We start from the raw sequence: 15,115 nt of genomic DNA on the forward strand, positions 1-15,115 counted from the left end.
TAGGTCTGAATTAACCGTTGCTATGATTTTGGGCTGGAGGCTGTCTCAACAGCTTTCCACTTGACCGCTACACCATTGGTGTAACGGGCATCCACCCGACTGACTTCGTCCGACCGTGCTGCCAGCCGGTTTTCATAAACCGTGATAAACCGCTCGAACCGTTGCTCCACCTGATCCCGGCCAAGCACCACCTCGATGCCATTGGCCAATTGCAGGGTCCAGGCGCCCCGATGTTCCAGGGCGAGGCCCGAAAATCCGAGGCCCCGGGCGACCAGCTTGTCACTCATGGTCCGCGCCATATTGATCACATCCCGTACTCTTTCGTCTGGCCCGGCCAGACGGGGAAGTCGACCTGCGACTTCGGGATTGGACGGCGCGAACAGTTCGCCGGTTCGGCTGACCAGGCGCCCGTCTGTCCAGTAGGCCAGCGGCTTCTTCTCCCGGATATCGATTACCAGCCGGTCCGGCCACACCCGACGCACTGCAGCGGACTCAACCCAGGGCCGGCGCTCCAGGCTCTCCTTGATTTCCGAAAGATCCGTGGCGAAATAGCTTTTGCCGATCCAGTCGCCAGCAGCGCGCTCGATGGCTACCCGGCTGTCGCCGACAAAATCCCCTTTCACATCCACCGCCAGGACCTGCTGATCCATGGCACCCAGCACCTTGCCCGTGCCCCAGGGCACCAGGGCTGCCAACAACACAATCACGGCGCCCATGCCCACCTGAAGCCAGGGCACAGCCGCCAGCACCCCCTTCAACACGCCAAACCGGTCCCGCTCAGGACCAAGGGACGTTGCCCCCCGGCGCCGCGGGGGCTCGGACGGTGTCGCCCGGCTCCGGATCAGCAGTGTTTCAAGCATCGGGACCCTCCAGGGTGTCCTTCAGTATCCGGACCACGAGTTCCTCAAAACTTATTCCTGCCGCTTTTGCTGCCATGGGCACGAGACTGTGGTCGGTCATCCCGGGCACGGTATTGACTTCCAGCAGCCAGAACTTGCCGTCGCTATCCTGCATAATGTCGACTCGGCCCCAGGTCCGACAGCCGACGACCCGGAACGCATCGAGTGCCAGGTGCTGAAGCCGCACCTCGTCTTCAGGCGCCAGCCCGCAGGGAATCTGGTAGCGAGTGTCGTCCGCCAGGTACTTGGCGTCGTAATCGTAAAAAACGTGCTCGGTGCTGGCGCTCAGACCAATGGCCGGTAGCGCCTGATCCTGCAACAGGCTCACGGTGAACTCCGGCCCTTCGATCCACTCCTCGACAAGCACCAGGCTATCCAGAGCGGCCGCGGCTTCGTAGGCTTCAGCCAGCTCAGCTGCGCTATAAACCTTTCGGATGCCGATGCTTGAGCCTTCCCGGGAAGGCTTCACGCTCAACGGTGCTCGCAATTCACCAATAATCTGGTCTGCCTGGTCGACACCGGACATGGTCCGGAACTTCGGCGTTGGCAGGCCACAGCCTTCGAATACGTACTTCGTTCTGAGCTTGTCCATGGCCAGAGCGGAGGCGAGCATTTCACTGCCGGTATATGGAATCCCTGCCTGCGCGAGGATGGCCTGCAACGTACCGTCCTCGCCGCCCCTGCCATGCAGGGCAATAAAGACACGATCAAATTGTGGGCTATCAACCGTTCTCAGCAGACAGCCTTTGACGTCCTCGGCAAAGGCATCGACGCCGGCAGATACCAACGCGGCCAGCACTGCCTTGCCGCTCTTCAGGGACACTTCACGCTCGGCGGAATCACCGCCCATAAAGACCGCGACCCGTCCCAGCGCCCTGACGAGTTCGGGGTCTGCCTGATAGGCCTGTGCTTCGTTATGATGCATATCACTCACCAGCAATCACTCCTGCGGCCGCCAGCCGCGAAGCCACACCACCGATATCGCCGGCTCCCTGGGTTATCAGCAGGTCGCCATCCTGCAGGACATTGGCCAGCAAGGCCTCAATTTCCCGGTTATCCTCGACAAAGACCGGTTCCACCTGCCCGCGCTGGCGAATACTGCGACACAGTGCCCGGCCGTCGGCACCCGGAATCGCCGGTTCGCCGGCGGAATACACATCCATCAGCAGCAAGCCGTCCACTTCCGACAGCACCCGGACAAAGTCCTCATAAAGGTCACGGGTCCGGGTAAAGCGGTGTGGCTGGTACAGCATGACCAGACGACGATCCGGCCAGGCATCGTGTGCCGCGCGGATAACCGCCTCCACTTCCGTGGGGTGGTGCCCGTAATCGTCTACCAGCGTCACCGTGCCCTTGGGTGTCTGGTAATCGCCGTAAACCTGGAACCGGCGCCCGACACCGGCAAATTCAGCCAGTCCGCGACAGATCGCGTCATCCTCGACGCCTTCATCTGTGGCTACGGCAATGGCCGCCAGTGCGTTCAGCACGTTGTGTCGGCCCGGCATTTTCAGCTCGACTGTCAGGTCACTCCGCCCGGCCGGACGCTTAACCACAAAGTGAGTCCGTAGACCATCGGAATTGATGCTTTCGGCGCGGTAATCCGCCTCCGGGTTGTCAATCCCGTAGGTAATGATCGCCCGGGAAATCCGGGGAATGATCTCCTGAACGTAACCATCGTCCACACACATCACTGTGACGCCATAAAACGGGAGGTTGTGCAGGAAATCCACGAAGGTCTGCTTCAGCTTCTCGACATCGCCACCATAGGTATCCATGTGGTCCGCTTCGATGTTGGTCACCACCGAAATCACCGGTGTCAGATGCAGGAAGGAGGCATCGCTCTCATCTGCCTCCGCCACCAGATAGCGGGAACCTCCCAACTGAGCGTTGGTGCCGGCGCTGTTCAGCTTGCCGCCAATCACAAAAGTCGGGTCCAGACCCGCCTCACCCAGAATGGAGGCGATCAGGCTGGTGGTCGTGGTCTTGCCATGGGTTCCGGCCACAGCGATGCCGTGACGGTAGCGCATGATTTCCGCCAGCATTTCTGCCCTGGGTACGATCGGCACCCGACGACTTCGAGCGGCCACGACTTCCGGGTTGTCCGCCGACACCGCCGAAGAAACCACAACAACATCGGCACTGGCGCTGTTCTCTTCCCGGTGACCGATCTGGACTTCAACCCCCATCGCTTTGAGACGATCGGTGACAGCGCCCTCTTTCAGATCCGAACCGGAAACGTCGTAGCCCTGATTCTTGAGAACCTCGGCGATACCGCTCATGCCTGCACCACCAATCCCCACAAAGTGGATGTGACGGATCCGGCGCATTTCAGGCACCTGATAGACCAGGGGCGGATTGCTTGCATCAGCCATTGGCGGCCTCCAGACAGTAATTCACGACTCTCTCCGTTGCGTCAGGGCGGGCCAGTGTTCGCGCGGCCTTCGCCATATCAGTTACCCGGCCACGATCCCGGGCCAGATCGCCCAGGGTTTCCGCCAGCACCGCCGGGGTCATCTTTGATTGGGGGATCAGGATGGCCGCTTTCGCCGCCACCATCTGCTGGCCATTTTTCGTCTGGTGGTCATCCACGGCGTGGGGAAATGGCACCAGCACTGCCCCAATACCGGCCGCACACAGCTCAGACACCGTCAGGGCGCCGGACCGGCATAACACCAGGTCCGCCCATTGATAGGCTTCGGCCATGTCCTTGATAAACGGCTCCACACTGGCCTCAACCCCGTGTTGTTCATAAGATTGCCGGGCCGCGTCTGCGTGGCGCTCACCACACTGATGACGAACTACCGGGCGATCGGCTTCGGGCAACATGGCCAGGGCCTCTGGCAGCTGCTCGTTGAAGACCTGGGCCCCCAGGCTGCCGCCAATCACCAGCAACCTGAGAGCACCTTCGCGCCCCGCGAGGCGTTGCTCGGGCACCGGCAGGGCGGCGAGATCCTCCCGAACTGGATTACCGGTGCAACGAGTGACTACTTTCGGCCCGAAGCTATCCGGGAACGCTTCCAGCACGGTTTCCGCAAATCTAACCAGAATCCGGTTGGTCATACCGGCTATGGCGTTCTGTTCATGAATCACCAGCGGTGTTCGGCTCAGCCAGGCGGCGACACCACCGGGCCCGGTGACAAACCCACCCATGCCGACGACACAATCCGGGCGAATACGGCGCAGGATGGTGAAGGCCTCACCGAGTGCCCGCATCAGCCGGAAGGGTGCCAGCAACAGAGCAAGCTTGCCCTTGCCCCGCAAACCCGAAATATGAATCAATGACAGCGGTATATCGGTTTCCCCGATCAATCTCTGCTCCATACCGCCACTGGCTCCGAGCCAGTAGACCTGATGACCTCGAGCCTCAAGCGCACGGGCCGTCGCCAGGGCCGGGAAAACGTGGCCTCCGGTACCACCAGCCATCATGAGGAAGCGACGCTGTTCAGTCATACACAGCACCTCCCCGCGTCTTCGGGCCGGCCTTTTCACGGGCCAGTTTTTCCTGATCGAGACGCTCCATTTCGACGCGGGCCAGAATGCCAATGCAGATACAGGTAATCATCAGGCTGGATCCGCCGTAACTTACCAGTGGCAGAGTCAGACCCTTGGTTGGTAAAAGGCCGGTACTGACCGCCATGTTGATCCCGGCCTGCAGCCCGATCAGCAAGGTCAGGCCGTAGGCGAAACAGGCACCGAACGGCATGCCCGCCTTTTCTGCCCGACGGGCAATGACGAACCCGGTCACCACCAACAGGGTGAAAAGGCTGAGTACCAGTAGGGATCCCATGAGACCGAACTCTTCGGCAATAATGGCGAAGATGAAGTCGGTATGTGCCTCCGGCAAATAGAACAGCTTCTGGATGGAGTTACCAAGCCCGACGCCGCCCCAGTCTCCGCGGCCGAAGGCGATCAGAGACTGAGTCAGCTGGTAACCGCTGTCGAATTGGTCTTTCCAGGGGTCAAGATAGCTGACCACCCGTTTCAGGCGGTATGGCTGGGTAACAATCAGAATGGCACCGAGAACCACCAGCGTTCCGATCAGGGGGACAAACCGGCTAAGCCGCACACCACTGAGAAAGATCATGCCCGCCGCTGCCGTCACCAGCACCACAGTGGCACCAAAGTCCGGCTGAATAACCAGCAGAACCGATGCCAATCCAAGAACAACCAGTGGCTTGAGGAAACCAGCCCAGGTATTGAGCAATTCATCCCGGCGACGGACCACGTAGCCTGCGAGGTAAGCAATCAGGCAGAGCTTCGCCACTTCCGACACCTGGACGTTAAACAGGCCGAAAGGGATCCAGCGGGTAGAGCCGTTGACGGTCCTTCCCAGAGGCGTAAGCACCAGAACAAGGGCCAGCAGACCGACCCCCAGGAGCAGCCAGCCGCTGCGCTCCCACCAGGCTACCGGAACGTTGACCGCGACCAGCGCCAGCAGGCAACCAAGGCCGGCAAACATCAGTTGGCGAATCACGTAGTGGTAGCTGTTCCCCATGGTTTCAGCGGCCATATCCATGGACGCAGATGAAATCATGACAACGCCCATTACCAGCAGTGCAACCGAACTGATCACCAACATCGGTAGCGGCTGGATCTCGCCCAGCCATTGGTTCCGGTTCTGCAGGGAAAGATCTGCGTGCATCACAGGGCCTCCACCAGAGAACGGAACTGGTCACCGCGATCGAGATAATCACGGAACATGTCAAAACTCGCACAGGCCGGCGAAAGCAATACCCGATCCCCCGGCACCGCCAGCTCTGCGGAACGGGAAACCGCCTCGGCGAGATTCTCCATCCGATAAACCGGAATACCGCTGCCCAGCACATCGGCGATGGCCGGCGCATCACGCCCAATCAACAGTACGGCCCGGCAATGCAGGGCAATGGGCGCTTCCAGGGCGGTAAAATCAGCACCTTTGCCATCTCCGCCGGCAATCAGCACCACTTTGCCATTGTCCGGTGCGAGACTTTCAATAGCGGCTACCGTGGCGCCGACATTGGTTCCCTTGGAATCGTTGATGAAATCAACGTCGCCCAGCCGGCGCACGAACTCACAGCGATGCGGCAGCCCCGGAAATTCCCGGGCGACTTCCAGCATCACTTCCATGGGCAGGCCGGCTGCATGGCCCAGTGCCAGAGCGGCCATCACGTTGCTGATGTTGTGATGCCCCAGCAGCTTCAACTCGCTGGCCAGCAAGAGGTTATCAAACCCGAAGGTAATCCAGGTGCCCTGGTCATCGTCCCGGGTGCTGAACGTCTCGGGATTCACCCGATGGAAGCCGAAACACAGAAACCTCAGGGTGTCCCTGGCCATGGGAGTGCTCAGGGCATCGTCCAGATTAACAATGGCGTTCTTGCAGCCCCGGAATATCCGCTGTTTTGCCTGGAAGTAGGCCATCTTGTTCGGGTAACGGTCCATGTGATCGTCGCTGACGTTCAGTACCGTCGCTGCCAGGGCGTTCAGTTCGTCTGTGGTCTCAAGCTGGAAACTCGACAGCTCGAGCACATAAAGGTCGGCATCCTCGCCCAGAAGATCCAGGGCCGGGGTGCCGATGTTGCCACCCACGGCGACTTTCCGGCCCGCGGCTTTTGCCATCTCACCAACCAGGGTGGTGACTGTGGTTTTACCGTTGGAGCCGGTAATGGCCACGATGGGCGCATCTGCCGCCTCGGCGAACAGATCAATGTCACCGCGGATTCTTGCTCCCTGGCTTGCGGCTGCGGCAATGGCCGGCTCAGCAATACTGATGCCCGGACTTACTACCAGTTCGTTGAAACCGACAAACAGTTCGGCGTCAAAGGTGCCCAGGTGCACTGGAATGTCGGGCCAGTCTGACCTCAACTGATCAAGACCGGGAGGGGCCTTGCGGCTATCGGCCACAGCTACGTCCCGTCCCTGTTCGGACAGATAGCGCACGCAGGAAAGCCCGGTTTTACCGAGCCCTACGACCAATGTGCGACGATCCGAAACAATGACACTCATAGTTGCAGCGTTTTCCTATCTCAGTTTCAGACTGGCGATGCCAATCAGGACCAGAACAACGGTGATCACCCAGAAACGGACAATCACCCGCGGCTCTGGCCAGCCTTTCAATTCAAAATGGTGGTGCAGCGGCGCCATGCGGAAGATCCGCCGCCCGGTCAGACGGAACGACGCAACCTGCAGGATTACCGAAACGGTCTCCATCACGAACACCCCGCCCATGATGAACAGCACAATTTCCTGGCGAACGATAACCGCAACCACACCAAGGGCTGCACCGAGGGCCAGCGCCCCCACATCACCCATGAAGACCTGGGCCGGGTAGGTGTTGAACCAGAGGAAACCAAGCCCGGCTCCGACGAGAGCACCGCAGAAAACGATGAGCTCGCCAGTCCCAGGAAGATGCGGGATCAGCAGGTAGTTGGCGAACTGGGCGTGCCCGGACAGATACGCAAAGATGCCGAGCGCGCCGGCCACCATCACCGTGGGCATAATAGCCAGCCCATCGAGACCGTCAGTGAGGTTGACTGCATTGCTGCTACCGACAATGACGAAATAACTAAGCAGGATGAACAATACCGGGCCAAGCGTGAGTGACACCTGCTTGACGAACGGCACATACAGAGAGGTCTCCTGGGGCAATGCGGAGCTGAAGAACAACACCACTGCCGCCGTGGCACCAATGACCGACTGCCAGAAGTATTTCCAGCGGCCCGGCAAGCCTCTTGGATTGCGCTCCACCACCTTGCGATAGTCGTCGACCCAGCCGATCGCGCCGAACAGCAGCGTCACCAAAAGGGTAACCCAGACATAGCGGTTGCCAAGATCCGCCCAGAGCAGCGTACTGATGCCGATAGCCACCAAGATCAGGGCGCCACCCATGGTCGGAGTGCCGGCTTTGCTGAGATGGGTCTGAGGACCGTCATCTCTCACCGCCTGGCCAATCTGATACTGACTCAGTTTACGGATCATCACCGGGCCGATGATCAGCGAAATCAGCAGCGCAGTAAGTGTGCCCAGGATTCCACGCAGCGTCAGGTACTGAAACACCGTCAGTGCGGAGAAATACTGTGATAAGACCTCTGTCAGCCAGAGCAGCATGAGTTATTCACCTTTTCTTTAATTCCCTCCACCACACGCTCCATGGCGGAACTGCGAGAACCCTTGACCAACACTGTCAATGGTGTGTTTTTGTCCCTGATAACCAATTCAACGGCCTGCTCATGGCCCAGCCCAAGCTCCGTGGACTCTCCAAACCCGTCGGCATAACCTTCACAACCCGGGCCCACCGTGATCAGTCGGTCGATGCCGTGCTCCCGGGCACACTCTCCAACTTCCCTGTGCAACGCCCTGGCCTCAGCGCCAAGCTCTGCCATGGCGCCAAGTACCGCAATCTTCTGACCCTCGCGCCCGGCCAGAACTCCAAGCGCGGCTTTCATGGACGACGGGTTGGCGTTGTAACTGTCGTCAATCAAGGTCAATTCCGGCGACAGTTTCAGGACCTGGAGCCGCCCTTTCACCGGCGCAACACTGGCCAGCCCGTCAACAATCGCCTGATCACTGGCACCCAGCTCGCGGGTGGCAGCAATGGCCAGCAGCATGTTGGTGATGTTGTGATCGCCCTCCAGCCCCAGGGCAACCTGGCACTGCCAGCCGTCCGGGCCGCTCACCAGAATGGTTTTGGTTCCGGCGCCCTGGCTATCGATGACCGCGTGATAGTCCGCCTCGGCACCGAGACGACTGACCCCGGCAACACGCCGGGCTCCGGCACGCTTTTGCCATTGGCCGAAAGCCGGGTCGTCGCGGTTGAGAACCATCAGCCCGTCTGCCGCCACGCCATCAATGATTTCGCCCTTGGCCTGAACAATATTCTCGTAGCTGCCAAACCCTTCCAGATGGGCCTCGCCAGCATTCGTGAGAATGGCAACGCGGGGCTTCGCCAGTGCGACGGTATGGGCAATTTCACCCAGCCCACTGGCACCCAGTTCAATCACGCCATACTGGTGTTCCGGAGAAAGGCCTAATAGCGTAAGCGGAACACCGATGTGATTGTTCAGGTTGCCTTTTGTCGAAAGCGTCTTGCCCATCTGCGAGAGAATAGCGGCGCACATCTCCTTGACCGTGGTCTTGCCGCTGCTACCGGTGATCGCAAGAATGCCGGCTTTGCTTTCTTCACGGTTGCCGGCCGCTAGCCGGGCCAATGCCGCAAGCGTGTCCTCTACCACCAGCTGGGGCAGGTCGACACTGCTTTCCGAAGTATCTACCACCAGACCAACCGCCCCCTTATCCAGAGCCTGTTGCAGGAACCGGTGGCCATCAAAGTTTTCGCCTCGCAGGGCCACAAAAAGCTGCCCTTGCTCCAGGGTACGAGTGTCTGTGGAAACCCCGCTGAATGTCACTGACGCAAGATCGTCCGAAGGGCACTCGGCACCCAGCCAAGTCTTGGCTTCGGCCAGCGAAAAGGCGCGCATCATGCCACACCCCCATTGAGTTTCAAGATGTGGCGAACCTGCTCGGCATCGCTGAACGGATATTTCTGGCCGGCGATTTCCTGGTAAGCCTCGTGCCCTTTTCCTGCAATCAGAACGAGGTCGTCAGGAGTGGCCGAACGAATCGCCGACTGGATGGCTTCAGCCCGGTCATGAATAACCGTCACCTTTGCTGAATCCGAGAATCCGGCAAGAATATCCTGCGCAATTGCTTTGGCATTCTCACTTCGGGGATTGTCGTCCGTCACCACTACACGATCCGCCAGCTTCTCGGCTTCCCGAGCCATGTCCGGACGTTTGCCGGTATCGCGGTCACCGCCGCAGCCGAAAACGCAAATCAGTTCACCAGCCACATGGGGGCGCAGCGCTGCCAGGGCATTGGCCAGGGCATCCGGGGTATGGGCGTAATCGACCACCACCCTGACACCATTGGCGCCACCGAATCTTTCAAGTCTGCCAGGGGGCGGCGTGAGTCTGCTGGTGGCCTGCTGAACACGCTCGACCGGCACTCCAAGCGTGAGGACCGTCGCCATCGCCGCCAAAACATTGCTCGCGTTGAAGCTGCCCATCAGGGGAACGGCTATAGTAAACCTGCCCCATTCGCCATCCACTTCAGCTTCGAAACCGTCGTCGGTTGGCCGGAACTCCCGCAACCAGAGCTCGGTCTGGGCTTCGTGAAGGCTGTAGCGCACGCGATCACATTTGCCCTCAAGTTGCTCGAAGAGTTGCCGACCGAAAGGATCGTCAAAATTGATAACGGAAAAGTGCAGTTCCTCTCGTTCGAACAGCTGGGCCTTGGCTGCGCCGTATGCTTCCATGGAGCCGTGGTAGTCGAGATGATCCCGGGTCAGATTGGTAAATACGGCCCCGGTCATGGAGAGGTTGTCCACCCGGCCCTGATCCAGCGCGTGGGAGGACACCTCCATCACGGCAGCGCGACCTTCCTGCTTCACAATCCGGGACAGAACCCGGTTGACCTGAACGGCATCCGGTGTCGTGTGAGTTGCTGGCTGAAGCGCACCGGGCATGCCATACCCCAGGGTGCCCAGGATGCCGCAGGGAGTGCCTGTCTCCTTCAGCAGCTGGGCCACATACTGGCAGACCGACGTCTTACCATTGGTCCCGGTTACACCGATCAGGCGAAGACGTTGCGACGGATGTTCAAAAAACCGGTCTGCGATCCGGCCCACCAGGCTTCGCAAGCCGGCAACAGGCACAATCAGGGCGCCGTGGTGCTCAGTGCACTCGCCGGCCTGTTCGGCTTCGAGGAGGATAACCGTCGCGCCAGCCTCAATGGCCTTGTCGACATAAAAATCGGCAGGCGTTCGGGCACCTGACAGGGCTATAAACGCATCGCCGGAGGCGACCTCCCGACTGTCGGTTTTCAGACCATGAATCGTCACGTCGAACACCGACGGAACCGCCACAATACCTTGCAATAACGTGCTGAGAGATGTGATGCACATAGGCCTACCCTCGCTCTCTGGACGCAGAAGAGGCAACTTCGGCCTCTCCCACTTCCAGTTCAGGCTTCACATTCAACAGTCGCAGTGCGTCACTCATTACCCGTGAAAATACCGGCGCAGCGACTTCGCCACCGTAGTATTCTCCGGACTGCGGCGCATCAACGGCCACAACCGTAACCAGCCTCGGATTATCAATAGGCGCCATACCGGCAAAAATCGCCTTGTACTGGCTGTCTTCATAACCCTGGGCACCAACAAGATGAACCGTTCCGGTCTTGCCACCAGCCGAATAGAACCCGGGTTGTGCGCGTTTTCCGGTCCCCCTTGAAACTGCTTCCCGCAACATGTTCCGGACCTGATGGGTTACCTGCTCCGAAAGCACACGCTGGCCCTCCGGCTTTTCATCTTGCCGGACCAGGCTTAGTGGATAGCGCACACCACCGTTGGCAATCACCATATACGCTTGGGCCAACTGCAGGGCATTCACACTCATACCGTATCCGTAAGACAGCGTTGCCTCTTCCACCGGACGCCACTTGGGTGGAGACGGCAACACGCCAACCGCTTCTCCCGGGAAGCCGATACCGGTTGGTTGTCCAAGCCCCAGCCGGGCGTAAAGATCGCGGATTACATCGCCTCCGAGATCGGTGGCAATCCGGCTAATCCCGACGTTGCTGGATTTGACGATGATCTCGGCCATATCCATCACGCCATAGTTGCGATGATCCCGGATGGTAAAACGACCAAAACGGCGGAAACCCGGGTTGGTATCAATGGTACTGTTGACCGAGTAGCTGCCGGACTCCAGTGCAGCCGCCATGGTGATCGGCTTCATGGTCGAGCCTGGCTCAAACAAATCGGTGATGGCCTTGTTCCGGAGATTCTCGGCGGCGAGCTGACTGCGGTCATTGGGGTTGTATGACCCCTGGTTCACCATCGCGAGGACCTCACCGGTATCCACGTCAAGCATGACCAGCGTGCCCCCTCGTGCATTATGAGCCGTCACAACGGCCTTGAGTTCCCGGTAGGCCAGGTACTGGAGACGCAAATCAATGCTGAGCGCCAGGTTCCGGCCGGGGCTGGCATCGCGAATCAGGGTCAGATCCTTGATGATCCGACCCCGGTTGTCCTTCAGAACTCGCTTACGTCCGGTTTCACCAGACAGCCACTGATTGTAGGCCAGCTCGATCCCTTCCTGGCCACGCTCATCAATATCCGTGAAGCCGACCACGTGAGCGGTCACTTCGCCTGCAGGATAATAACGACGGTACTCCTGACGGGCGTATATGCCGTCAACTTCCAGATCCAGGACTTTTCTGGCCAGATCCGGCTGAACCTTGCGGCGCAGGTAAATGAATTCACGACCGGAATACTCTTTCAGACGCTGCCGCAGCGAGGCTTCGCTGATATCCAGGAGCCTCGCCAGGTTGGTCAGCCGCGCCTCAGAAGGGTCGGCCTCGGACGGATTGGCCCAGATGGTCTGCACCGGAGTGCTGACCGCCAGCGGTTCATCGTAGCGATCGGTGACAACACCCCGGTGGGCATCAATACTCTCAACCCGGATAGTCCGGACATCGCCCTGCTTGCGCAGAAACTCGTTATCAACGACATGCAGATCAACCAGGCGCCAGCCCAGCACACCCACCACCAGGAGAAAGACGCCGACAACGGAGCCAAAACGCCAGGCTGCCAGCCCGGACGCCAAGCGCTGTCCCCATGTTGTCTTCTTTCCCTGATCGGACACGTCGATCACCCTGAATCGTTGTTGTTCTCGTGAATTACCGGCTGACAACCGGCGACATCAGTGGCACCAGCACAATATCCTGACGTCCCGGCACCACCATGCCGAAACGCTCCGCGGCCAGCTTTTCGACCCGGCCATGAGCGCTTAACGCACTCTGCTCGAGCAGAAGCTGGCTCCATTCGCTCTGATAACGGTCGCGCTCGGACTGAAGTTGCGACAGTGTGTTGAAAAGCTCCCGGTTCTCGTGGGCACTGACCACCACGCCAATAGAGGAAGCCAGCAACACCGCAACCAGACCAAGCGAGACAAGCACCTTGCCCTGCTTCGTGGCAGCGAAAACCTGCCTTGAAATACGGACCGCGGTTGCAACACCGTCCCGGACCTTCTGCTTGTTGAGCTTCGCCGTCTTTACCGGCTCTTCAATGGCAACAGCGCCCATGGTTACGCGCTCCCCTGCGAGTTTTTCCTGATATCGGTGCGTTCCAGCACCCGCATGACTGCGCTGCGGGCACGTACGTTGTCACTTACTTCTTCTGCGCCGGCCTTGCTGGCTTTGCCAACGAGCCGGAAGTCCGAGGCTTCCTGTTCCGCGGTTACGGGCACACCTTTGGGCAGCTGTGGCCCGCGCGCCAGATTCCTCATGAACCGCTTGACCAACCGGTCTTCCAGCGAATGAAAACTGATGACCACCAGGCGCCCTCCCGGGGCAAGGCAATCAACAGCAGACTGAAGACCCACTTCCAGATCTTCCAACTCCCGGTTGATAAAAATCCGGATTGCCTGAAAGGTCCGGGTAGCCGGATGCTTGTGCTTTTCCTTTTTCGGGACCGCCTCGCTGACCAACTCTGCCAACTGGCGAGTGGTCTCGACGGGCGCTTCCAGCCGACGCTCGACCAGGAGCCGGGCAATACGCCGCGAGAACTTCTCCTCGCCGTAGCGGAAAATCACGTTTGCGATGTCCGACTCGTCCGCTGTTGCAAGCCATTCGGCCGCACTAGGCGATTGCTCGGTATTCATGCGCATGTCCAGTGGACCATCACGCATGAAACTGAATCCACGGGAGGCATCATCAAGCTGCGGCGATGACACGCCGAGATCCAGCAACACACCATTCACTGTCTGCCAATCCTGAGCGGCCACCGCAGCGCCCAACTCCGCGAAAGAACCGTGGAAACTGTGGAACCGGTTATCCTGAGCTTCCAATTCCTTTGCCGCGCGAATCGCCTCGGGATCCTTGTCGATACCCAGCAACCGCGCCGACGGGCCGAGGCGACCGAGAATCAGGCGGCTGTGACCACCCCGCCCAAAGGTGCCATCCACGTAATAACCGTCGGGGTCGTTGACCAGATAGTCGACCGCCGAATCCAGGAGCACCGAGCGATGCGAGTACGCCGCCCCGGCCTCCTGACTGCGATCAGTGGTCATAAGGACAGCGCCTCCATCTCAGGCGGCATGTCTTCGTCATCAGAGGATTCATCCAGCCAGGCAAACCAGCGCTCTTCACTCCAGAGCTCGAGCTTCTTGCCTTGCCCGATCAACATCAGTTTTTTCTCCAGATGGGCATAGCTTCTCAGGGTTGGCGGAATCAGAATGCGCCCGGCCGAATCCAGCTCCATGGGCGCAGCATTACCCAGGATCAGACGCTGCAGCCGTCGGGCCGCCTTATTCATGTTGGGAAGCGCCTCGATTTTGGGCCGTAAAACTTCCCACTCGGGCTCCGGATAGACCAGCAGGCACCGCTCCTCGTCAGCGTTTGCTGTCAATACAATGCGCCCACCACAGGCCTGCGCGAGCTCTTCGCGCACCTTGGAGGGGATCGCCAGGCGACCCTTCGCATCCATATTGATGGCATGACTGCCGAGAAAATTACTCATTTACGCTGTCTCTGGGTGCCCGATATCCACAAAAAACCACTAGAAACCACTTTTTCCCACTTCTGCACACTATAGAAACACGCAATACACAATGCAAGCGCCGCAAACAGCGCCACACTTGCAAAAGTTCCTTTTATGACAATAGGTTACAGAGGCGGATTCGATGAAATGGTGAGATTACGGAAAAGAAAAGAAGTAAAATCAAATACCTGCAAAAAAGTCTGAAGACTGCAAGTGAGGTTTAAGATTTTTTGGCTATAAAGGACATCTGTTGAGAATGACGAATGTCACAGGAAGGGAAAAGAGCGAGCTCGCCGATAAGCCGGGTTCTGTCTTGGACAGTCATTCATCTAGGGTCTGCGTCACCACAGACCTCAAGCAACCTACCCGAATCCAGCGCGGGCCACGCCATTGGATTCCTATTTGGTCTTGCTCCAGGTGGGGTTTACCATCGCCGTGGACTGTTGCCAGCCACGCGGTGCGCTCTTACCGCACCGTTTCACCCTTACCGGCGCCCGAGGGCGCTTAGGCGGTATACTTTCTGTTGCACTTTCCGTCGGCTCGCGCCGCCCAGGCGTTACCTGGCACCTTGCCCTGTGGAGCCCGGACTTTCCTCCCCCGGAAAACCGGCGGCGACTGTCTGGCGAGCTCGGGCGAGACA

General features: G+C 59.3%; 13 protein-coding genes and 1 other RNA gene. All 14 read right to left on the reverse strand.

The window, feature by feature from the left end; genetic code table 11:
• Positions 1-20 precede the first annotated feature (20 nt).
• The gene (locus FMN52_RS08515; RefSeq protein ID WP_148608219.1) at positions 21-860 is read right to left on the reverse strand and encodes a cell division protein FtsQ/DivIB; all 840 of its coding nucleotides are present in this window, start codon (positions 858-860) and stop codon (positions 21-23) included.
• Complete coding sequence (locus tag FMN52_RS08520) at positions 853-1,833, reverse strand: D-alanine--D-alanine ligase (protein ID WP_275898175.1); 981 nt, start codon at positions 1,831-1,833, stop codon at positions 853-855. The genes FMN52_RS08515 and FMN52_RS08520 overlap by 8 nt, the downstream gene beginning before the upstream one ends.
• Positions 1,826-3,271 (reverse strand): UDP-N-acetylmuramate--L-alanine ligase, encoded by a 1,446-nt coding sequence (murC, locus tag FMN52_RS08525; protein ID WP_148608220.1) that lies wholly within the window; start codon positions 3,269-3,271, stop codon positions 1,826-1,828. Before murC ends, FMN52_RS08520 begins: the two co-directional genes overlap by 8 nt.
• Positions 3,264-4,349 (reverse strand): undecaprenyldiphospho-muramoylpentapeptide beta-N-acetylglucosaminyltransferase, encoded by a 1,086-nt coding sequence (gene murG, locus FMN52_RS08530; protein WP_148608221.1) that lies wholly within the window; start codon positions 4,347-4,349, stop codon positions 3,264-3,266. Before murG ends, murC begins: the two co-directional genes overlap by 8 nt.
• Positions 4,342-5,541: a putative lipid II flippase FtsW gene (gene ftsW, locus FMN52_RS08535; protein WP_148608222.1), complete on the reverse strand. Its 1,200-nt coding sequence runs from the start codon at positions 5,539-5,541 to the stop codon at positions 4,342-4,344. The genes murG and ftsW overlap by 8 nt, the downstream gene beginning before the upstream one ends.
• Entirely contained in the window at positions 5,541-6,881 is a 1,341-nt protein-coding gene (gene murD, locus FMN52_RS08540) for a UDP-N-acetylmuramoyl-L-alanine--D-glutamate ligase (protein ID WP_148608223.1), read from the reverse strand. The genes ftsW and murD overlap by 1 nt, the downstream gene beginning before the upstream one ends.
• Positions 6,882-6,896: 15 nt before the next feature.
• Complete coding sequence (mraY, locus tag FMN52_RS08545; RefSeq protein WP_148608224.1) at positions 6,897-7,982, reverse strand: phospho-N-acetylmuramoyl-pentapeptide-transferase; 1,086 nt, start codon at positions 7,980-7,982, stop codon at positions 6,897-6,899.
• Complete coding sequence (gene murF, locus FMN52_RS08550) at positions 7,967-9,355, reverse strand: UDP-N-acetylmuramoyl-tripeptide--D-alanyl-D-alanine ligase (RefSeq protein WP_148608225.1); 1,389 nt, start codon at positions 9,353-9,355, stop codon at positions 7,967-7,969. The genes mraY and murF overlap by 16 nt, the downstream gene beginning before the upstream one ends.
• Positions 9,352-10,836 carry a UDP-N-acetylmuramoyl-L-alanyl-D-glutamate--2,6-diaminopimelate ligase gene (locus FMN52_RS08555; RefSeq protein WP_148608226.1) on the reverse strand — a complete coding sequence of 495 codons (1,485 nt, stop codon included), beginning with the start codon at positions 10,834-10,836 and terminating at the stop codon, positions 9,352-9,354. The genes murF and FMN52_RS08555 overlap by 4 nt, the downstream gene beginning before the upstream one ends.
• A 4-nt stretch (positions 10,837-10,840) precedes the next feature.
• Positions 10,841-12,580: a penicillin-binding protein 2 gene (locus FMN52_RS08560; RefSeq protein ID WP_148608227.1), complete on the reverse strand. Its 1,740-nt coding sequence runs from the start codon at positions 12,578-12,580 to the stop codon at positions 10,841-10,843.
• A gap of 34 nt (positions 12,581-12,614) precedes the next feature.
• Positions 12,615-13,019: a cell division protein FtsL gene (ftsL, locus tag FMN52_RS08565; protein ID WP_148608228.1), complete on the reverse strand. Its 405-nt coding sequence runs from the start codon at positions 13,017-13,019 to the stop codon at positions 12,615-12,617.
• A 2-nt stretch (positions 13,020-13,021) separates the two neighbouring features.
• Positions 13,022-14,005: a 16S rRNA (cytosine(1402)-N(4))-methyltransferase RsmH gene (gene rsmH, locus FMN52_RS08570; protein ID WP_148608229.1), complete on the reverse strand. Its 984-nt coding sequence runs from the start codon at positions 14,003-14,005 to the stop codon at positions 13,022-13,024.
• Positions 14,002-14,454 (reverse strand): division/cell wall cluster transcriptional repressor MraZ, encoded by a 453-nt coding sequence (mraZ, locus tag FMN52_RS08575; RefSeq protein ID WP_008176533.1) that lies wholly within the window; start codon positions 14,452-14,454, stop codon positions 14,002-14,004. The genes rsmH and mraZ overlap by 4 nt, the downstream gene beginning before the upstream one ends.
• 302 nt (positions 14,455-14,756) lie before the next feature.
• Positions 14,757-15,106, reverse strand: an RNA gene (rnpB, locus tag FMN52_RS08580) — RNase P RNA component class A.
• Between the last annotated feature and the right edge of the window lie 9 nt (positions 15,107-15,115).

Origin of the sequence: Marinobacter sp. BW6 (assembly GCF_008107725.1) — a bacterium.
In the GTDB taxonomy this organism is placed as follows: Bacteria; Pseudomonadota; Gammaproteobacteria; order Pseudomonadales; family Oleiphilaceae; genus Marinobacter.